22 protein-coding genes are annotated in these 19,168 nt (G+C 63.3%); 12 read left to right on the forward strand and 10 right to left on the reverse strand.

Features of this window, described 5'->3' with window-relative positions:
• Positions 1-111: 111 nt before the first annotated feature.
• The 3 genes from NKI99_RS27810 to NKI99_RS27820 form a co-directional block, all read right to left on the reverse strand.
• Positions 112-615 carry an invasion associated locus B family protein gene (locus NKI99_RS27810; protein WP_352612830.1) on the reverse strand — a complete coding sequence of 168 codons (504 nt, stop codon included), beginning with the start codon at positions 613-615 and terminating at the stop codon, positions 112-114.
• A 270-nt stretch (positions 616-885) separates the two neighbouring features.
• Positions 886-1,248 carry a YkvA family protein gene (locus NKI99_RS27815; protein WP_352612831.1) on the reverse strand — a complete coding sequence of 121 codons (363 nt, stop codon included), beginning with the start codon at positions 1,246-1,248 and terminating at the stop codon, positions 886-888.
• A gap of 123 nt (positions 1,249-1,371) precedes the next feature.
• On the reverse strand, positions 1,372-1,668 hold the full coding sequence (locus tag NKI99_RS27820) for a 4a-hydroxytetrahydrobiopterin dehydratase (protein WP_023811314.1): 297 nt from the start codon (positions 1,666-1,668) through the stop codon (positions 1,372-1,374).
• Between the two features lie 50 nt (positions 1,669-1,718).
• Between NKI99_RS27820 and NKI99_RS27825 the strand changes: the two genes are divergently transcribed.
• Complete coding sequence (locus tag NKI99_RS27825; RefSeq protein WP_352612833.1) at positions 1,719-2,237, forward strand: low molecular weight protein-tyrosine-phosphatase; 519 nt, start codon at positions 1,719-1,721, stop codon at positions 2,235-2,237.
• Here NKI99_RS27825 and thpR read toward each other — a convergent pair.
• Together thpR and NKI99_RS27835 are read right to left on the reverse strand one after the other, a co-directional pair.
• Complete coding sequence (gene thpR / locus NKI99_RS27830) at positions 2,141-2,737, reverse strand: RNA 2',3'-cyclic phosphodiesterase (protein WP_127382293.1); 597 nt, start codon at positions 2,735-2,737, stop codon at positions 2,141-2,143. The genes NKI99_RS27825 and thpR overlap by 97 nt on opposite strands.
• Positions 2,738-2,862: 125 nt before the next feature.
• A complete protein-coding gene (locus NKI99_RS27835; protein WP_128304279.1) occupies positions 2,863-3,507 on the reverse strand; it encodes an arylesterase in 645 nt (214 codons plus the stop codon).
• A gap of 84 nt (positions 3,508-3,591) precedes the next feature.
• Between NKI99_RS27835 and NKI99_RS27840 the strand changes: the two genes are divergently transcribed.
• The 4 genes from NKI99_RS27840 to NKI99_RS27855 all read left to right on the forward strand — a co-directional run bounded on the left by NKI99_RS27840 (position 3,592) and on the right by NKI99_RS27855 (position 8,527).
• Positions 3,592-4,287: an ABC transporter ATP-binding protein gene (locus tag NKI99_RS27840; protein WP_023811310.1), complete on the forward strand. Its 696-nt coding sequence runs from the start codon at positions 3,592-3,594 to the stop codon at positions 4,285-4,287.
• Positions 4,287-6,836 (forward strand): ABC transporter permease, encoded by a 2,550-nt coding sequence (locus tag NKI99_RS27845; RefSeq protein ID WP_023811309.1) that lies wholly within the window; start codon positions 4,287-4,289, stop codon positions 6,834-6,836. Before NKI99_RS27840 ends, NKI99_RS27845 begins: the two co-directional genes overlap by 1 nt.
• A 228-nt stretch (positions 6,837-7,064) precedes the next feature.
• The gene (locus NKI99_RS27850; protein ID WP_023811308.1) at positions 7,065-7,844 is read left to right on the forward strand and encodes a Bax inhibitor-1/YccA family protein; all 780 of its coding nucleotides are present in this window, start codon (positions 7,065-7,067) and stop codon (positions 7,842-7,844) included.
• 110 nt (positions 7,845-7,954) lie between these two features.
• Positions 7,955-8,527 carry a GNAT family N-acetyltransferase gene (locus NKI99_RS27855; RefSeq protein WP_023811307.1) on the forward strand — a complete coding sequence of 191 codons (573 nt, stop codon included), beginning with the start codon at positions 7,955-7,957 and terminating at the stop codon, positions 8,525-8,527.
• A gap of 147 nt (positions 8,528-8,674) precedes the next feature.
• On the opposite strand, the gene NKI99_RS27860 is transcribed toward NKI99_RS27855, so the two are convergent.
• Positions 8,675-9,061, reverse strand: a complete 387-nt coding sequence (locus NKI99_RS27860) for a DUF2794 domain-containing protein (RefSeq protein WP_023811306.1) — start codon at positions 9,059-9,061, stop codon at positions 8,675-8,677.
• A gap of 604 nt (positions 9,062-9,665) precedes the next feature.
• The gene (locus NKI99_RS27865) at positions 9,666-10,466 is read right to left on the reverse strand and encodes a DUF1223 domain-containing protein (protein WP_352612834.1); all 801 of its coding nucleotides are present in this window, start codon (positions 10,464-10,466) and stop codon (positions 9,666-9,668) included.
• Between the two features lie 172 nt (positions 10,467-10,638).
• Between NKI99_RS27865 and NKI99_RS27870 the strand changes: the two genes are divergently transcribed.
• Entirely contained in the window at positions 10,639-11,310 is a 672-nt protein-coding gene (locus tag NKI99_RS27870) for a ceramidase domain-containing protein (RefSeq protein ID WP_352612835.1), read from the forward strand.
• Between the two features lie 72 nt (positions 11,311-11,382).
• On the opposite strand, the gene acnA is transcribed toward NKI99_RS27870, so the two are convergent.
• Positions 11,383-14,073, reverse strand: a complete 2,691-nt coding sequence (gene acnA, locus NKI99_RS27875) for an aconitate hydratase AcnA (RefSeq protein ID WP_352612836.1) — start codon at positions 14,071-14,073, stop codon at positions 11,383-11,385.
• Positions 14,074-14,353: 280 nt separating this feature from the next.
• On the opposite strand from acnA, the gene ccmA reads away from it, so the two are divergent.
• The 4 genes from ccmA (at position 14,354) to NKI99_RS27895 (ending at position 16,519) form a co-directional block, all read left to right on the forward strand.
• Positions 14,354-14,959: a heme ABC exporter ATP-binding protein CcmA gene (gene ccmA, locus NKI99_RS27880; RefSeq protein WP_352555580.1), complete on the forward strand. Its 606-nt coding sequence runs from the start codon at positions 14,354-14,356 to the stop codon at positions 14,957-14,959.
• 25 nt (positions 14,960-14,984) lie between these two features.
• Positions 14,985-15,650: a heme exporter protein CcmB gene (ccmB, locus tag NKI99_RS27885; RefSeq protein ID WP_352442575.1), complete on the forward strand. Its 666-nt coding sequence runs from the start codon at positions 14,985-14,987 to the stop codon at positions 15,648-15,650.
• A gap of 123 nt (positions 15,651-15,773) precedes the next feature.
• Positions 15,774-15,941, forward strand: a complete 168-nt coding sequence (gene ccmD / locus NKI99_RS27890; RefSeq protein ID WP_013528831.1) for a heme exporter protein CcmD — start codon at positions 15,774-15,776, stop codon at positions 15,939-15,941.
• Positions 15,938-16,519 carry a DsbE family thiol:disulfide interchange protein gene (locus tag NKI99_RS27895; protein ID WP_352612838.1) on the forward strand — a complete coding sequence of 194 codons (582 nt, stop codon included), beginning with the start codon at positions 15,938-15,940 and terminating at the stop codon, positions 16,517-16,519. Before ccmD ends, NKI99_RS27895 begins: the two co-directional genes overlap by 4 nt.
• Before the next feature lie 103 nt (positions 16,520-16,622).
• On the opposite strand, the gene NKI99_RS27900 is transcribed toward NKI99_RS27895, so the two are convergent.
• On the reverse strand, positions 16,623-16,790 hold the full coding sequence (locus NKI99_RS27900; RefSeq protein ID WP_013528833.1) for a hypothetical protein: 168 nt from the start codon (positions 16,788-16,790) through the stop codon (positions 16,623-16,625).
• 364 nt (positions 16,791-17,154) lie between these two features.
• On the opposite strand from NKI99_RS27900, the gene NKI99_RS27905 reads away from it, so the two are divergent.
• Together NKI99_RS27905 and NKI99_RS27910 are read left to right on the forward strand one after the other, a co-directional pair.
• Positions 17,155-18,075 carry an SMP-30/gluconolactonase/LRE family protein gene (locus NKI99_RS27905; RefSeq protein WP_352612840.1) on the forward strand — a complete coding sequence of 307 codons (921 nt, stop codon included), beginning with the start codon at positions 17,155-17,157 and terminating at the stop codon, positions 18,073-18,075.
• Between the two features lie 73 nt (positions 18,076-18,148).
• Positions 18,149-18,355 (forward strand): tautomerase family protein, encoded by a 207-nt coding sequence (locus tag NKI99_RS27910; RefSeq protein ID WP_352612841.1) that lies wholly within the window; start codon positions 18,149-18,151, stop codon positions 18,353-18,355.
• A 276-nt stretch (positions 18,356-18,631) separates the two neighbouring features.
• Here the strand turns inward: NKI99_RS27910 and NKI99_RS27915 are convergent, their stop codons facing one another.
• Positions 18,632-19,162, reverse strand: coding sequence for an NADPH-dependent FMN reductase (locus tag NKI99_RS27915; RefSeq protein ID WP_352612843.1), 531 nt, complete (start codon positions 19,160-19,162; stop codon positions 18,632-18,634).
• Between the last annotated feature and the right edge of the window lie 6 nt (positions 19,163-19,168).

Raw genomic sequence — 19,168 nt, forward strand, 5'->3', positions numbered from 1 at the left:
GCAGAGTCATGCGGAGTGCGATGATGCACCCTCGCCAGAGATCCACCAACAGACCCAAAAACGAAAGGCCGGGCTTTGCGGCCCGGCCTTTCACTCAAAACAAAGCCTAGCCTATTTGCACTTGGCAATCGACGTCAGCGCCGCCGAAATACCTTTCAGGGAGAAGACATAGGAGGTGGGATTGCCGCGGCCGGACTTCGCCGTCACCTTCATGTCGGTGGCGGTCTTCATGGCGGCGATCAGCACCGGCTCCTCGGCGGCATTCTCGACCCAGGCCGATTTGCCGCGGGTGAACATCGAAAACGTCTTCTTATCGATGGTCACGGTGGCCTTGGAGCCGTCCTGGAAGTTGTAGCCGGCAATGAATTGCGGCTCGTACGACACTTGCTGGCCGGGCCGCTGGCTGACGAAGAAGAACATGTCGCCATGGTCGAGCGTCGGCGGCTGCTTGTCGGTCGGCACGGTCAGGACATAGCAGACCTTGCCGCCCGACGCCTGGTAGCTGTAGGTGCCCCAGGCATTGTGCTGGCCGATCTTGGTCGCCGACTGCGCCAGTGCCGGCGCTGCCACGGCCACCAGGGCCAGACTCGAAACTATAGCAATCAATCCGCGCATCGCTTTTCCCGTATTCCAAATGGTGCGGAGGCAGGCCGGCTTGGCGTCCTGCCCGTCGCTTCATTTTGATTTAATCTGGGTTACCAAACGGTGAATTTCCGAAGAGAAAAGGACCCTCACCCCGAGGAAACCGCCGCCATTCCCGCGCCGCCGCCTTGCGAGCGGCTGGCGCGACATCCCTTTGGCGACTTGGAGGCCACGAAAGCGGCAAGAGTTTGACTTTTTACGCTGCCGCGGAAAGCCGGCTTCAACGGCGTTCCGTGCGCGAGTTCAGCCCTTGTCGGCCATGGCGTCCCTGGCGGCCTGCCGGTGCGCAGTGGTGATGTGGGCACTGACGGCGGTCATCGCGGCGGTGAGCACGGCGATGTCGTCGGTGAAGCCAAGCCCGAAGACGAAGTCGGGGATGACATCCACCGGCAGCACGAAATAGCCGAGCGCGGCCAACAGAATGCCTTTGGCGCGCAGCGGCGTGTTCTTGTCCATGGCGCAGTAATAGGCGGCCACCACCTCTTCCATGAAGGGGATCTGCCGCGCGGCCTTCTTGGCTGTGCGCCAGAATTTCTCGCGCACTTCGCTCTCGTCCGCCAGCTTGCCGCCAAAGCCGAAGAAATTAAAACCGGATTGTCGCGCCATCAGTCTCTCCTTGCAGAGCCCGTGCGCATCCCGGCGCATGCCCGCGGGGCAAAATGTGGTGAAACCCGACCCCCGCTACAAGATGCCGGTGCCGATTTGGGCCCGCCGAGGCGATACCAGGCCTCAGGCGCCGGCAAAACGGTTCATTTTCTTGGCCAGATCGATATCGAGCGCGGTGACGCCGCCGGCGTCGTGAGTGTTCAGCGTCACGTCGACTGTCTTGTAGACATTCGACCAGTCGGGATGATGGTCCATCGTCTCGGCGGCAAGCGCGACGCGGGTCATGAAGGCGAAAGCCTCGGAGAAATTCGCGAAGGTGAATGTGCGCTTGATGGAGGCGCCGTCTTCCGCCAGCGCCCAGCCGTCGAGACCGGTCAATGCGGCTTCAGCGGCTTGCCTGCCCAGTTTCTCTCTCGCCATGTCCATATCCCGTGCTATTCGAAAACGACCCTCACCATAGCGACGGATCGATGAGCGCGAAGCCCATAAACTCCATTCTCTTCGTCTGCCTCGGCAACATCTGCCGGTCGCCGCTGGCGGAAGGTGTCTTCCGCGCCGTTTGGGCCGAGCGCGGATCGGCCCGGGATATCCTGCTCGATTCAGCGGGAACCAGTGACTGGGAGGCCGGCTCTGCCCCCGATCGACGCGCGATCGCGATCGCGGTGCGGCACGGCGTAGACATTTCCGGACAGAGGGCGCGCAAGGTCACGCCGCAGGACCTCCACCGTTTCGACCTGATCCTCGGCATGGACCGGTCGAATGTCGCCGACCTGAAGGCGCTGGCGCCGGCGGCCGTGCAGGACCGCATCCATCTGTTCCTGGAGTTCGCGCAGGGAAAGTCACGCGACGTGCCGGATCCTTATCATGACGAGGCAGAAGCCTTCGCTTCCGCCTATCGCATGATCCGCGAGGCGTCGGAGGCGCTGGCGACAAGGCTGGAGGCGCGGGCGTCCGTGCCTGACAGCGGCCAGGCTTCCTCGACGATGTAGGGTCCGCCGCCGACCGAATCGCGCGACGACATCAGCACGAAACGGCCGATGCGGAACGGCAGCGTCGAGAAATTGCCGCGCGCCGACAGATATTGGGCGACGTCCAGCGGAGTCGAATTGCGTAAGCGCGCCAGCGTCACATGCGGCATGAACTTGCGCGGATCGGCCGGGATGCCTAGCCGCTGGCAGATGCGGTCGATCTCGCCCTGAAGGGCAGCCAGACCGGGCGAGGCGGAAGCACCCGCCCACACCGCATGCGGCTTCTTCTGGCCGAAAGCGCCGACGCCGGACAGCGCCAGCGAGAAGGAAGGGCGGTGGACGCGGTCGAGCGCGTTGGCGATCTCGTCGGCGACATGGCCGGGGACATCGCCGATGAAGCGCAGCGTCAGATGGTAGTTTTCGACATCGATCCAGCGGGCTCCCGGCAAGCCGCCCCGCAGCAGGGACAGCGAAAGGGCAGCGTCACGCGGAATTTCGAGGGCGGTGAAAAGACGCGGCATGAAGAGCCTCCCTTCCTCGAATCGAACTGTCACCTATAGCGAATCATCGATAGTCAAACGGAGCAAGAGGTTTGTTGGCCACAGTCCCTGTTAAAAGCTTGCCGGGCGGAAACAGTTCCAATCCGCTAGGAATCGCCCGGCACTGCCGCGATCACCTTCTCTACCGTCGGCAGGATGCGTTCGACCATCTGGTCGACGCCTTTTGCGCTCGGATGCAGGCCGTCCTCGAGTTGCATGCCGGGCTGGCCGGCGACGCCGTCGAGAAAGAACGGGTAGAGCACGACTTCGTATTTCTTCGCCAGGTCCGGAAAAATGGCGTCGAACGCATTCTGGTAGTCGGGACCGAGATTGGGTGCGGCACGCATGCCGGCCAGAAGCACGGCAATCTTGCGCTGCTTCAGCTTGCTCAGCATCTCGTCGAGGTTCTTCCTGGTGATGTCGGGCGAAACGCCGCGCAGCATGTCGTTGGCGCCGAGTTCGAGGATGACAAGCTGCGTGCCGTCCGGCACCGACCAGTCGAGCCGAGCCAGGCCGCCGCTCGTCGTGTCGCCGGAGACGCCGGCATTGGCGACGATCACATCCTGGCCCCTGGCGCCAAGCGCGGCCTGCAGCCTGTCGGTAAAGCCCTGGTCCGGGCCAAGACCGAAGCCCGCCATCAGGCTGTCACCGAAGCCGACGATCTTGAACGGCTCGGCGCTCGCCGACGACATGGCGCCGCTGATGGCGAGGAAAACCATCAAGCCTGCGGCAATACTGCGTTTGAAAGACATGCGGCAGGCCCCATATGAGCTAGGAATTCTTCAGTCGACGGCTTCCGGCAAGCAGAGCCTTTCCAGATATAGGACGATTTCATTTTGACAGAAGCCGTCATCGCGCTGAAAGATGTATCCCTGACCCTTGGCGAGGGCGCTTCATCGGTCCATGTGCTGAAGGGTGTCAGCCTTGATGTGGCGACGGGCGAGGCGACCGGCATCGTAGGGCCTTCGGGTTCCGGCAAGTCGACATTGCTGATGGTCCTGGCAGGCCTGGAAAGGGTCGATTCAGGTACGGTCCGAATCGCCGGTGAGCTGCTCAACGGCAAAAGCGAGGACCAGATTGCTTCGTTTCGTGGCCGAAACATTGGCATCGTGTTCCAGTCCTTTCATCTCATTCCCAACATGACGGCGCTGGAAAATGTCGCGGTGCCGCTGGAACTGGCCGGCCATGCCGATCCGTTTTCGGTGGCGGCGCGCGAGCTGGCGGCGGTTGGCCTCAGCGACCGCGTCACCCACTATCCCGGCGAATTGTCGGGCGGCGAGCAACAGCGCGTGGCGATCGCCCGCGCATTGGCGCCGTCGCCGCGCATCCTGATCGCCGACGAGCCGACCGGCAATCTCGACCAGGCGACCGGGCGGCAGGTCGCCGACCTCTTGTTTGCCAAGGCGGCCGAGCGCGGCATGACGCTGGTGCTGGTGACCCATGATCCGGCGCTCGCGGCGCGCTGTTCGCGCCAGGTTTCGATGCGCTCGGGCCGGATCGAGGCACCGGCCCCCGTCAAGGTGACGGCCTGATGCCGCTGTCCCGGACGTTGAGGCTCGCGGTCCGCTTCTCACTGCGCGAGATGCGCGGCGGCCTGTCCGGCTTCCTGATCTTCCTCGCCTGCATCGCGCTCGGCGTCGCGGCCATCGGCGGCGTCAACTCGGTGGCGCGTTCGATCACCGCCGGTGTCGCCAATCAGGGCCAGACGCTGCTCGGCGGCGATCTTCGCTTCCAGATCAACCAGCGTGACGCCAGCCGGGCGGAGCGCAGCTTCCTTGACGGGCTCGGCACAGTTTCCCGGACCGCCAGCATGCGTTCGATGGCGCGTCTGGCCGACGGATCCGACCAGGCGCTGGTCGAGGCCAAGGCGGTCGACCATGCCTATCCGCTCTATGGCACGCTGGAGACCGAGCCGGCACTGTCGAAACAGGAACTGTTCGGCGAAGAGTTCGGCGTCTTCGGTGCGGCGGCACCCGATCTTCTGTTCGAGCGGTTGCACGTCAAGATCGGCGACCGGCTGAAGCTCGGCACCGCCACTTTCGAACTGCGCGCCAGGCTGGTCGCCGAACCGGACGCCGTGTCCGACGGTTTCGGCTTCGCCCCAAGGCTGATGATCTCGACCGACGGACTGGCGGCCACTGGACTGATCCAGCCGGGCAGCCTGGTCGAGAATGCCTACAAGATCCGGCTGCCGGCAGACGCCGACGAGGTGCGGCTGAAAGCCGTCCAGGACAAGGCCGCCACGGATTTCCCCGAAGCAGGCTGGTCGATCCGCACACGCAGCAACGCGGCGCCCGCGCTGTCGTCCAACATTGAACGTTTCTCGCAGTTCCTGACCCTGGTCGGGCTGACGGCGCTGGTGGTCGGCGGCGTGGGCGTCGCCAATGCGGTACGCGCCTATCTCGACGGCAAGCGCGGCGTCATCGCCACCTTCAAGAGCCTGGGCGCTTCGGGCGGCTTCGTCTTTGCCGTCTATCTCGTGCAGATCCTGATCATAGCCGGATTGGGTATCGTGCTGGGCCTTGTGCTCGGCGCACTGATGCCGTTCGCGGCGAGTGCGGCCTTGCAATCCGTCATTCCGGTGCCTGCCGAAGGCGGCTTCTATCCCGGCGCGCTCGGTATGGCGGCGCTGTTCGGCCTGCTGGTGACGTTGGCTTTCGCGCTGCTGCCGCTCGGCCGCGCCCGCGACGTGCCGGCAACCGCGCTGTTTCGCGAAATGGGGCTGGAAGGCCGCGGCTTGCCGCGCCCCGCTTATGTCGCGGCCGCCATAGGCATCGCGCTGTTGCTTGCGGCGCTGGCCATTCTGTTCTCGGGCGACCAGCGCATAGCCTCGATTTTTGTCGGCGCTACCGTCTTCGCCTTCCTGGTGCTGCGCGTGGTCGGCGCACTGGTGCAATGGGCGGCCAGGAAAAGCCCGCGCGTGCGCTTCGTGGCGCTCAGGCTCGCCATCGGCAACATTCATCGGCCAGGCGCCCTGACGCCATCGGTGGTGCTGTCCCTGGGGCTTGGCCTGACGCTGCTGGTGACGCTGGCGCTGATCGATGGCAATCTCAGGCGGCAGATCTCCGGCAGCCTGCCGGAACGGGCGCCGAACTTCTTCTTCGTCGACATCCAGAGCGCCGATGTCGCGTCTTTCTCGGCGCTGATCGGCAAGGAGGCCCCGCAGGGCGTGCTGGCCAAGGTGCCGATGCTGCGCGGCCGGGTGATGGCGCTGAACGGTGTCGATGTCGACAAGGTGAAAGTGCCGGCGGAAGGCGCCTGGGTGCTGAGGGGGGACCGCGGCCTGACCTATGACACCAGGCAACCGGAGAACGCGACGTTGACCGAGGGCAGTTGGTGGCCCGAAAATTACAGCGGCGAACCGCTGGTTTCGTTTTCGGCGCAAGAAGGCAAGGAGATCGGGCTGAAGCTCGGCGACACCATCACCGTCAATGTGCTGGGCCGCAATGTCACCGCCAGGATCGCCAATTTCCGCCAGGTCGAATGGGAGACGATGGGCATCAATTTCGTCATGGTCTTCTCGCCCAACACATTCGCAGGCGCCCCGCATGGCTGGATGGCGACGCTGACCGAAAAGAGTGCCTCGACGGCCGACGACGCCCGCATCCTCAACGCCGTCACCCGCGCCTTCCCCGCGGTGACGACGGTGCGGGTCAAGGACGCGCTCGATGTCGTCAACCGGTTGGTCGGGCAACTCGGCACGGCGATCCGGGCCGCCGCTGGCGTGGCGCTGATCGCCTCGGTGCTGGTGCTGGCCGGCGCGCTTGCAGCCGGCAACCGGGCGCGCATCCATGATGCGGTGGTGTTGAAGACGCTGGGTGCGACACGCACGACGCTGATATCGGCCTTCTCGCTCGAATATATGCTGATCGGGCTGGCCACCGCCATCTTCGCGCTGGCAGCGGGCAGTGCTGCCGCCTGGTTCGTCGTCGCGCGCATCATGACATTGCCGTCGCATTTCATGCCGGAGGTGGCGGTGGCAACCATTCTGTTTTCGCTGGTGGTCACGGTCGGCATTGGTCTCGCCGGCACCTGGCGGGTGCTCGGCCACAAGGCAGCACCGGTGCTGCGCAATTTGTGACGACAGGCCCGGAAATGGGCATCCTGGATTAAATCTTGGTAAGAAAGCCCTCCGAAAAGCCGAGGAATCGGCACTTCGCCCTCTCACGAACCGTTACATCCGGTTACGGTCTTGTTCTTGACGCGAATAACCATCATATTTCGCCACAGGCATGCTGGAGCCCTGCCAGCGGCGCCTGGGTCCGGAAGGACCTGACACCGGACGGGGTAGAAGCAATAGAGGACTACAATGGCTGATCCCATTCGCAACTACCAGACGCGCGCCGTGCCCGGCGTCAGCGTCGGTGCCGACATCGATCAGGGCCTGCGCGCCTACATGATCAAGGTTTACAATCTGATGGGGCTTGGCCTCCTCATCACTGGTCTTGCCGCTGTCGGCACGATCATGCTGGCCACCACCACCGATCCGGCTTCGGCTGTCGCGACGCTGCCAAGCGGCGAGATGCTGACCTCGTTCGGCTACGCGATCTTCGGTTCGCCGCTGCGCTGGGTGGTGATGCTGGCGCCGCTGGCCGCCGTGTTCTTCCTGTCGTTCAGGATTCAGTCGATGAGCGTCGCTGCCGCGCAGACCACGTTCTGGGTCTATGCCGGTCTCGTCGGCCTGTCGCTGTCGTCGATCTTCCTGGTCTACACCACGGCAAGCATCTCGCAGACCTTCTTCGCCACCGCCGCCGCTTTCGGCGCGCTGTCGCTGTTCGGCTACACCACCAAGCGCGACTTGACGGCAATGGGCTCGTTCCTGATCATGGGCGTGTTCGGCATCATCATCGCGTCGGTGATCAACATCTTCCTGCAGTCGTCGGCGCTGTCTTTCGCCGTGTCGGCGATCGGCGTGCTGGTCTTCGCCGGCCTCACCGCCTATGACACGCAGAAGATCAAGGAGATGTATTTCGAGGGCGATGCTACCGATGTCGCCGGCCGCAAGGCGATCATGGGCGCGCTGAGGCTCTATCTCGACTTCATCAACCTGTTCATGTTCCTGCTGCAGTTCATGGGCGACCGCCGCTAGTACAGCAGCGCTTGGACCATCGAGTTCCAGAAGGGCGGCCCAACGGCCGCCCTTTTCTTTTGTCTTGGCCTTTGCTGTTATTGCGAGCAGAGAAACGACATGCATAAACAATGAGCAATATTACGATCCGGCCTGTCACGGTGGCCGACCTCGACAGCGTCACGGCCATCTATGCCGACGCGGTGACCCAAGGCACGGCGAGCTATGAGCTGGAGCCGCCGAGCCGCGCGGAGATGGGTGTTCGATTCGACAGCCTGATGGCCGGCGGCTTTCCTTACCTGGTGGCGGAGAAGGACGGCACTGTTCTCGGCTACGCCTATGCCGGCGCCTTCCGGCCGCGCCCGGCCTATCGCTTCATCGTCGAGGATTCGGTCTATGTCGCGCCCGAGGCCAAGGGCCAGGGCGTCGGGCTCAAGCTGATGCAAAGCCTGATCGAGGCAGTGACGACGGCGGGCTTTCGCCAGATCATCGCGGTGATCGGCGATGGCCGTCCCGACAGTGCCTCGGTGCGGCTGCACGAAAAGCTCGGCTTTCGCTATTCGGGACGCCTCGAAGGTTCCGGCTACAAGCATGGGCGCTGGCTGGACACGGTGTTCATGCAGCTGTCGCTGAATGGCGGTGCCTCGGCGCCGCCCGATCCGAGCTCGCTGCCGGAGCGGAAGTTTCGTCTTAAAGGGGACTGAAGCGAGGAATCGGGGAACTGAAGAACTGAACAACTGAAGAACTGAAGAACTGAAGAACTGAAGAACTGAAGAAGAAGGCGGTTACATCAGGCGTCGAGTGCCCAATTCTTCAATTCTTCAATTCTCCAGTTTCTTCAATTCCGTAGCTCAAGCCTCTACAACCTTGAGCTTGCTGTCGAACACACCAAGCACGCGGCCAAGTTCCTGACCGCGTTTCAGGATGCGGCCGCCGGCGGCGATGACGGCAAAAGCGCCCTGCTTGCGGGCCAGTTTCGGATCCTTGACGATCTGGAACAGCGGCACTTCACTGGTGCGGCGGAATACGGAAAACACGGCGCGGTCCGCAAGATGATCGATGGCGTAGTCGCGCCATTCATTGGCAGCGACCATGCGTCCGTAGAGCCTGAGGATCTGGTCCAACTCGCGGCGGTCAAACCGTACCGGCTGATCGAGACGTTCGCGTCGTGCCTCGTGCAGCGGGATCAATATCGCGGATGCGTCCCCATCCCCCGTCCCGCCGCTGTCATCCGTCATGCCTCGATCCTTCAAAATGAATCTTTGCCAACCAAAGTTGGCGTGTTCGCGACTGAATTGCAAGGCCTAGCGAACCGAGCCCCGCGCCGCGCCGTTTTCGTCACGTCCAGTCACTTTTATGAAACGCCGTGTTGGAATTGGTGATGTTCCGCCACATTTCTGCCTTTTTTTATCCGCGCTCATGCCCCAATGTCCGACGAATTTACCGGTGTTGCCTGAGACGGTTCGGTCCGGCACCGGCTCGTAAACCCCAAGCCCCCCGCCCACGGGTCTGCGTCGGATCGAACCAACCTCGGCTCTTCCTCGGAAGAACCGGGTGCGACGATCCCAAAACCTAAATGACCGACGTCAGAAGCAAGCTGACGTCGGTTTTTTATTGGGTGGTGAGTCGAGTGCGGTTTCACCGAGCGTCGCGTCCCCCTCACCCGGATTGCCAACCGAATTGCGAAGGGGCAATTCGGGACAATCCGACCTCTCCCCGAGGGGAGAGGAGATCGCGGCGGCGCTTTACCTCTTCTCCCCTCGGGGAGAAGGTGGCCGCGAAGCGGCCGGATGAGGGGCCTCCCATCCACAGTCCTAGCGAAGATGGGGGCGCCGGCGTCCGTTACGGCTTGTGGATGAACGCGGCGCCGAGAATAGGACCGGGCATGCCGTCCTTGCCGACCGACTGCAGCAGCACGGCGCAGCCGCCCTTTTTGGCAATCTCGCTCATCGGCAGCTCGTAGCGCTGTGCCTTGCCATGCCACATGCCAGCGGTCTGAATCCCGGTGACGGCGTTCCAGTAGGTCATCTTGCGGCCGGTATTCTCGCCCTCGCCGACCTTGACCGTCTGCGGCGGGTCGAAATAGACGATGACGACATGGGCGTCGCTGGGGCCGTTGCCGGCATCACCGGCGTCGATCGTCACACGGTCGCTGGTGCGGCTGACCTTGACGGCGACGCGCATGCCTTCGCCGTTCTTGGCCATGCGGGCGAGCGCGCCATCGACCTCGCCGCGGCTGGCGCCGTTGACGTGGACACGGCCGTTGATGACGGCCTGCGGCGTATAGACGGAGCGGCTGCCGAAGGCGCGCATGTAGTCGTATTGCCGCTCGGTGTTCTCCTTGCGTGCCAGCGTGTCCTGCCAGCCGAGATAGTCCCAATAGTCGACGTGATAGGCGAGCGCGACGATATCTTCCTTAGCGGCAAGTTCGGAGAACAGCGTATCGGCCGGCGGGCAGGAACTGCAGCCCTGGCTGGTGAACAGTTCGACCACGCCCAATGGCCTGTCGATCTGGAGCCTGTCGATCTGGACCCGGTCGGCATGGGCGCGATCGGATTCGCCGGCATGCCCGGCGCCGGCAGACGCCGAGAAGGCCAGCGCAAGAGCTGCCAGCCACAATGATTTTCGCGAGGCCATGGCCATTCCGATTCCCGCCGGTGGTGCCGGCTTTATCTTGATTGCTAAAATATGTGGCAGAACCGGAAGTCAACGGGAAGTCACGTTGCGGTGAAATTTTGCCATTGCAGCCGACCGCAACCCCGCAATAGGAAGGATCTGCGCTTCAGGATAGAAACCGATTCGGGCGGCAATCACGATGTGGCAAACGTTTTTGGCGACGGTCGACCTCTATTGCGAGCGGACCGGCCCGGAATTCTGGTCCGAACCCGTCAACGCCCTGACCAACCTCGCCTTCATCGCCGCCGGCCTGTGGGGCGTGCGCGAGGTGCGAAGGCTGGGCACCGGCGCCTTCGCCGAGGTGCTGGCCTGGTGGGTGGTGGCGATCGGCATCGGTTCGACGATCTTCCACACCTTTGCCACCAAGGGCACGGTCTGGGCCGACGTGCTGCCGATCGCCGGCTTCACGCTGGCCTACACGCTGTTCAATTTACGCCGCTTCCTCGGCATGCGATGGGGCAAGGCCATCGCCATCTTCATTGCCTTCTATGTGCTTGCCGGGGCGATAACCCTTGCCGTGCCGGACTGGCTGCGCCAGGCGTCGAACGGTACGACGGGCTATCTGCCGCCGTTCCTGGCGCTCGCCTTCTTCGGTGTCTGGGTGACGGTGAGCGGCAATCGCGCCGGCTGGTATAATCTGGCGGGCTCGGCGATCTTCGTCGTGTCCGTCATCTGCCGGATGATCGACCCGGTGGTCTGCGGCAGCTTTCCGCTCGGAACGCACTTCCTCTGGCACATCCTCAACGGCGTGATGCTCAGCGTGCTTTTGGCGGCAGCGGCGCGGTTTGGGAAGCCGAAGGTAGGGGAATAGGGGAATAGGGGAATAGGGGAATAGGGGAATAGGTCTTCACCTTCCCTACTCCCTTACTGCCCTACTCCCTTACTAAGCAGCAAGATCGCGCAGCACGTATTGCAGGATGCCGCCGTTCTTGAAGTAATCGAGCTCATCCAGCGTATCGATGCGGCAGATGATCGGCACATTCTTCACCGTGCCGTCGCCATAGGTGACCTTGGCGATCATCGTCTGGCGCGGTTTGATGGTGCTCAAGCCGTCGATCTCGACCAGCTCGTCTCCCTTGAGGTTGAGCGATGCCCATGAGGTGCCTTCCTCGAAGACGAAGGGGATAACGCCCATGCCGACCAGGTTCGAGCGATGGATGCGCTCGAAGGACTGGGCGATGACCGCGCGGACACCGAGGAGATTGGTACCCTTGGCAGCCCAGTCGCGCGACGAGCCGTTGCCGTATTCGACGCCGGCGAAGACAACCAGCGGCACGCCTTCCCTTTTGTACTCCATCGCCGCGTCGTAGATCGATTCCTCTTCCTTCGACGGGTAGTGGATGGTGTAGCCACCCTCGCGGCCGTTCTCGCCCAGCATGTGGTTGCGGATGCGGATGTTGGCGAAGGTGCCGCGCATCATCACCTCGTGATTGCCGCGCCTTGTGCCGTACTGGTTGAAGTCGGCGACGCCGACACCGTGATCGGTGAGGTATTTGCCGGCCGGCGAGGCCGCCTTGATCGAACCCGCCGGCGAAATGTGGTCGGTGGTGATCTTGTCGCCGAACAGGCCAAGCACGCGGGCGCCCTTGATGTCGCCGATCTTGCCGAAACCTGATGTCATGCCAGCGAAATAGGGCGGGTTCTGCACATAGGTCGAGTTGTCGTCCCAGGCATAGGTCTGGCCTTCCGGCGCCTTGACGTTCTGCCAGTACTCGTCGCCCTTGAAGACGTCGGCATATTTGCGGGCGAACAGCTCGCGGGTGACGTTCTTCTCGATGAACTCCTGGATCTCGGCCGAGCTCGGCCAGATATCCTTGAGGTAGACCGGCTCGCCGTTCTTGTCCTCGCCGAGCGGCTCGGTGGTCAGGTCCTTTGTGACGGTGCCGGCCAGCGCGTGCGCGACGACCAGCGGCGGCGAGGCCAGATAGTTCGCCTGCACGTCGGGCGAGACGCGGCCTTCGAAGTTGCGGTTGCCGGACAAGACCGCGGCAGCGATCAGGCCCTTGTCGTTGATGGTCTTCGAGATCGGCGCCGGCAGCGGGCCGGAATTGCCGATGCAGGTGGTGCAGCCGAAACCGACCAGGTTGAAGCCGATCTGATCGAGTTCCTTCTGCAGGCCGGATTTCTCCAGATACTCGGCGACCACCTGGCTGCCCGGCGCCAGCGAGGTCTTCACCCATGGCTTCTGCTTCAAACCGAGGCGGTTGGCGTTGCGGGCCAGGAGGCCGGCGCCGATCAGCACACTCGGGTTCGAGGTGTTGGTGCACGAAGTGATGGCGGCGATGACGACGTCGCCATGACCGAGATCATGGTCGGCGCCTTCGACTGCGTAGCGTTTGGAGATTTCGGCGGCCTTCTTGTATTCGGTCTCCATCGCCTTGGCGAAACCTTCCGGAATGCCTTCCAGGGCGACGCGGCCCTCGGGCCGCTTGGGTCCGGCCATCGACGGCACGACGGAGCCAAGTTCCAGCTCGAGCAGATCGGTGAACACCGGATCGGTCGAGCCGGTCTCACGCCACATTCCTTGAGCCTTGGCATAAGCCTCGACCAGCGCGATGCGGTCCTCGCTGCGGCCGGACATTGTGAGGTAGCGGATGGTTTCCGAGTCGACCGGGAAGAAGCCGCAGGTGGCGCCATATTCGGGCGCCATGTTGCCGATGGTGGCGCGGTCGGCCAGCGTCATGTTGGAGAGGCCCGGCCCGAAGAACTCGACGAACTTGCCGACGACGCCCTTCTTACGCAGCATCTGGGTGACGGTGAGCACGAGGTCGGTGGCGGTGACGCCTTCTTTGAGCTTGCCGGTGAGGCGGAAGCCGATCACCTCAGGCAAAAGCATGGAGACAGGCTGGCCGAGCATGGCCGCCTCGGCCTCGATGCCGCCGACGCCCCAGCCGAGCACGCCAAGGCCGTTGATCATGGTGGTGTGCGAATCGGTGCCGACGCAGGTGTCGGGATAGGCTGTCGTTTCGCCGTCCTCGGTGTTGGTCCACACCACCTGGCCGAGATATTCGAGGTTGACCTGATGGCAGATACCGGTGCCGGGCGGCACGACGCGGAAGTTGCGGAACGCCTGTTGGCCCCATTTGAGGAATTTGTAGCGCTCCTCATTGCGCTCATATTCCAGCTCGACATTGCGGGCAAAGGCCATCGGCGTGCCGAATTCGTCGACGATGACGGAATGGTCGATGACGAGGTCGACCGGCACCAGCGGGTTGATCTTCTGCGGATCGCCGCCGAGCGAAGCCATGGCGTCGCGCATCGCGGCAAGGTCGACCACGGCCGGAACGCCGGTGAAATCCTGCATCAGCACGCGGGCCGGGCGATAGGCGATCTCGACACCGGCGGTGCCCTTGTCGGTCAGCCAGCCGGCCACCGCCTGGATCGATTCCTTGGTGACGGAGCGGCCGTCTTCGTTGCGCAGCAGGTTTTCCAGCAGCACCTTCATCGAATAGGGCAGCTGCGAGATGCCGGTGAGGCCGTTCTTCTCGGCCTCGATGAGGTCGAAATAGGCATACTCCGCGCCGCCTGCGGTCAGCGTGCGGCGGCAATTGAAACTGTCGAGGGATTTTGACACGTGCGATCCTTGTCTGTTCAGCCTGAAAGGGAACGGACGCCGATGGCATGCAATCACGCGCAAAGGTGCGGGTACGGCCATTTCCGCTGTCCGTTCCCAAGCAACCCGAGCCGTTCAAGGCGGCGCGTGCGCTGGTTCGGCGCTAATTCTGTTCCCGTGCCGACCGCTGGCACGGATGCACCGCATATAGAGAATTTTCTGGAATAGTTCTAGACAGTTGGAAAGCAAATTTGTGCGATGCGGCAGCGGCCGCGACACATGGTTTCAGGGCAGGCGAGGAATGCGGCTGATCGCCGAAAATCTGTGCGGCGAGCGAGGCGGCGAGGCGGTGTTTTCCGGCATCGATTTTGCCTTGGAGGAGTGTCGGGCGCTCATCGTCACGGGGCCGAACGGATCGGGCAAGTCGACCCTGCTGCGGGTCATCGCCGGGCTGCTGCCGGTGGCGCAAGGCAGCGTGAGGATCGAGGGTGGCGGCGAAGCGTTTCCGTCTGTTGCCTCGGCCTGTCACTACCTTGGCCACCAGAACGCAATGAAACCGGCGCTCAGCGTGGCGGAGAATTTGCGCTTCTGGCGCGACTTCAACGGCGACGGACAGCTCGGCGTCAAAGAGGCGCTGGAAACGGTCGGGCTCGGTGGCATCGGCCACCTGCCATTCGGCTATCTATCGACCGGGCAACGGCGCCGGGCGGCGATCGCGAAACTGCTGGTCAGCCACCGGCCATTGTGGTTGCTGGATGAGCCGACAGCAGGGCTGGACAAGGCGTCGGAGGCGCGGTTTGCGGGGTTGATGGCCAAGCATTGCACGGATGGCGGGATGATTGTCGCGGCGACGCATCTGCCGCTGGGGATCGAGGGGATGGAGTTGAGGATGGGGGAAACGGGTTGATGATGGCGCGCGAGCATCTCATACCATGCTAGCCCTCTTCCTGCGCGACATCCGCCTCAACATCCGTGCGGGCGGCGGGGCGCTGACCGGGGTCATCTTCTTTCTCGCCGTCATCGCCACCATCCCGTTCGGAGTAGGGCCGGACCTGAAGCTGCTGGCCCGCATCGGGCCGGCCATCCTGTGGATCGGCGCGCTGCTGTCCTGCCTGCTCGGTCTCGACCGGCTGTTCCAGGCCGACCGCGAGGATGGCTCGCTCGATCTCCTGGTGCTCGGCAATGATCGCCACATGCTGGCCTTGACGGTGCTGGTGAAATGCCTGGCGCATTGGGCGGGCAGTGTGCTGCCGCTGGTGGTCGCCGCGCCCCTGCTCGGGCTGTTCATGAACATGGAGCCGCTCGGCATCGGCGCCACGGCGCTGACGCTGCTGGTCGGCACCCCGGCAATCACGTTCATCGGCGCCGCCGGTGCTGCGGTGGCAGTGGCGCTGCCGCGTGGCGGGCTGCTGATCTCGGTACTGGTGCTGCCGCTGACCATTCCGGTGCTGATCTTCGGCGTTTCGGCAAGCTATGGGGCGACCGCCAATCCCGATCCGTTTCTGCAGCCCTTCCTCATTCTTGCCGCGCTAACCCTGTTTCTTGGCGTGCTGGGTCCGGTCTCGGCGGCGCTGGCGCTGCGCCATGGCACGGATTGACGCGGCGTATGACTGCGGCGCGGCGACCGATTGCGAAGCCGACGGAGCGAGGCTAAGGAAAAGCATGTCTAGACTGGGCGACATGATCGGCTTGGAAGGCCGCACTTCAGCGGGGCCTGCCGCGTGAGCGCGCATGCACTCTACGTGACCGCCGCCTATGGCATCACTGCCGTGGTGCTGGCCGGATTGATCGGCTGGATCCTGCTCGACCAGCGGGCGCGCAAGCGTGAGCTTGCCGAACTGGAGGCGTCCGGCGTGAGGCGTCGCTCCGACAAGGTCGCAAAGCCATGAGCATCGAAACGGAAACGCCGCCCCCGCGCACTCGTCGCCTGTTCGTGCTGTTGCCGCTGCTGATCTTCCTCGGCCTGGCCGGACTGTTCCTGTCGCAGCTGCTGTCGGGACGCGATGTTTCGGAAGTGCCGTCGGCCCTGATCGGCCTGCCTGCACCGCAAACCAGCCTGCCGGCGCTGGAGGGGTCAAACCTGCCGGGGCTCGATTCGAAAACCTTCGCCGGCAAGGTCACATTGGTCAACGTCTTCGCGTCGTGGTGCGCGCCATGCCGCGAAGAGCACCCGGTGCTTCTGGCGCTGTCGCAGGACAAGCGTTTCACCATGGCGGCGCTGAACTACAAGGACCGGCCCGAAAACGCACGCCGGTTCCTCGGCGATCTCGGCAATCCGTTCCAGGCGATAGGGGTCGACGAAGCGGGCCGCGCGGCGATCGACTGGGGCGTCTATGGCGTGCCGGAAACCTTCGTCATCGGCAAGGACGGCAAGATCGCCTACAAGCATGTCGGCCCGCTGACGCCCGAGACGGCGAGGGATCTCTTACTGCCACAGATCGACAAGGCGCTGGCGGCGTCGAACTGACGTCGCGACGCGCCTATACGCGTAGCTTCGTCATCCTTGGGTCTTCGCAACGCTACGCGTCGCTACGCCCAAGGATGGCGAACGTGATGAGGCGATCGAATACTCAGCCGTAGATCTGCTTGTGGATCTGGTAGAGCATTTCCGAGCGGTCGGCGCGCATGTCGGCCAGATCGCGGCTGGAAAAGCTGTCGATTTCGGCGACCAGGCGGTTGTAGTGCTTGCGCTTGGCAATGCTGTTGCGAGCGCGGGTCATGAGACTGTCGAGGATCATAGCAAGGTTCCTTTTTGGCGCCGCGTTTCGGCGGCCGTTTCTTCCTCCCTTGATCGATACGAAGCATGACATAGTAATTGTGCATTGCAAAAAGAAGATGTTGCAATGCACCATTGCGCTGAACGCATAGCCGGTTAATGCGGCGCTAAAGCGCGTCGCGTTTGAACGGATTCAGGCGACGCGCTTCAGGTCTTTGTTTTTATGCATGTCGTTCTCCCAAAACCGGGGCCACTTTTGGGCGACATGCATTAACGTCATGCGCAGAGCCGGCAAGCGATCTTTTGCATGACACTGTGCGTACCCACATTGCCTTCTGTCCCTCCGGCTGTCTTGATCCGGTGTCATTGATGCCGGGAGGAAAAGCATGGCGGCTGCGGACTATTATGAAATTCTCGATCCGCGCTTCGCGCGCCTGTTCAACGGCAACGCGCAGGTCGAGAAGCTGTTCACCGGATGCCAGTGGGCGGAGGGGCCGGCCTGGTTCGCCGCCGGCCGCTATGTCGTCTGGTCCGACATCCCCAACAACCGCATGCTGCGCTATGACGAGACCGACGGCAATGTCAGCGTCTTCCGGCAGCCGTCCGGCAATTCGAACGGCAACAGCGTCGACCGGCAGGGCCGGCTGATCACCTGCGAGCATTCGGGCCGCCGCGTCAGCCGCACCGAGTTCGACGGCTCGGTCACCACGATCGCGGCCAAATGGAAGGGCAAGCGGCTGAATTCGCCAAACGACGCGGTGGTGAAATCCGACGGTTCTATCTGGTTCACCGATCCGAGCTACGGCATCGATACGGATTATGAGGGCGACAGGGCCGAGAGCGAAATCGGCGCCTGTCATGTCTACCGGGTCGATCCCGGCACCGGCGAGGTCGAAGCCGTCATCACCGACATGGTCCGGCCCAACGGCCTGGCTTTCTCGCTCGACGAGAGCAAGCTTTATGTCGTCGATACCGGCCGCACGCATGGCGCGCAGAATCCGGCGCATATGCGGGTGTTCAATGTCGGCAAGGGCGGCAAGAAGGTTTCGGGCGAAAAAGTCTTCGCCGACTGCACGGCCGGCCTGTTCGACGGCTTCAGGCTCGACGAGGACGGCCGCATCTGGACCAGTGCCGCCGACGGCATCCATTGCTACGATCCGGACGGCACGCTGATCGGCAAGGTCAAGGTGCCGGAAGTCACCGCCAATTGCGTGTTCGGCGGCAACAAGCTGAATTGCCTCTACATCGCCGGCACCACGTCGCTCTACATGGTGCGGCTCATGGTCAACGGCGCCAAGACATACTGAGACTGGAGCACTGGTGGCCGTTCGACGGTTTCATCGAAGCGGGTCGCGAGCACGAACATCCCGGGAGGAAAAAATGCCATTCGTCAACATCCGCATCGTCAAGGAAGTGATATCAGCCGATCCGGCGGGCAAGAAGGCGGACATCGCCAAAAAGGTCACGGCGGCCATCATGGACGCCACCGGGCTGAGCAATAACGATGTCTGGGTGGTTTTCGAGGAGGTCAATGCGCGTGATTGGTATGTTGGGAAGACGGATGTGGAGAAGCTGCGAAAGGGTTGATTTCGAAGGCATGGCGAAGCCCCTTTCCTTCGTCATCCTAGGGCGAAGCAGTCGCGAAGCGACGTCGCGGAGACCCTAGGATCCATGCCGCGACTTTCGAGCAGGGCACAACGGTGCAATACTGTCTTTGGCGGTCCGTGTAGTATCCAACGTTAGGCTGCCCTTCTTGGACCGATGCATTCTCGGCAAAGGTCGCGGCATGGATCCTAGGGTCTGCGCCGCGTCGCTTCGCTCCTTGCTTCGCCCTAGGATGACGAATGCGTGGTGGGTCGGCACTCAACGGGCGCGGATAAAGTCCGCGAAAGCATTCAGCGCATCGCGCATCGCTTGCCGGTTCGCCGGCTCCGCCAGGATGCTCTCGACCTCCGGCGGCTTCTTGCCGAGCAGGGCAATCTCCAGCACATCGTCGCAAAGCGCGAACGACATGGTGCGCATGATCTCGGCCAGTGCGGCGCGGGCGAACAGCGAGCGCGGCGAGGCGTGCACCAGCATGGCGGGCTTGGCGACGGCGGCGTCGCGCGAGACCAGCCAGTCGAGGGCGTTCTTCAGCCCGCCCGGCACGCCATGGGCATATTCCGGACAGGAGACGATCACGCCGTCGGCTCGGGTGACGGCATCGATCAGCTTGGAGGCTTCGAGCGGCGTCCGCTCGCCCTCATCATCGGGATTGAAGATGGGCAGACGGCCAAGCCCGTCATGGACGGTGACGCGGCAGCCGGACGGCGCTTCGCGGGCCAGTGCGGCGATCAGCGCCGAATTGGTGGAAGCCGCGCGCAGGCTGCCGGAAATGGCAAGGATGTTCAGCAAGGTATG

The organism is Mesorhizobium sp. M0239, from assembly GCF_040321815.1.
Classification (GTDB): Bacteria; Pseudomonadota; Alphaproteobacteria; order Rhizobiales; family Rhizobiaceae; genus Mesorhizobium.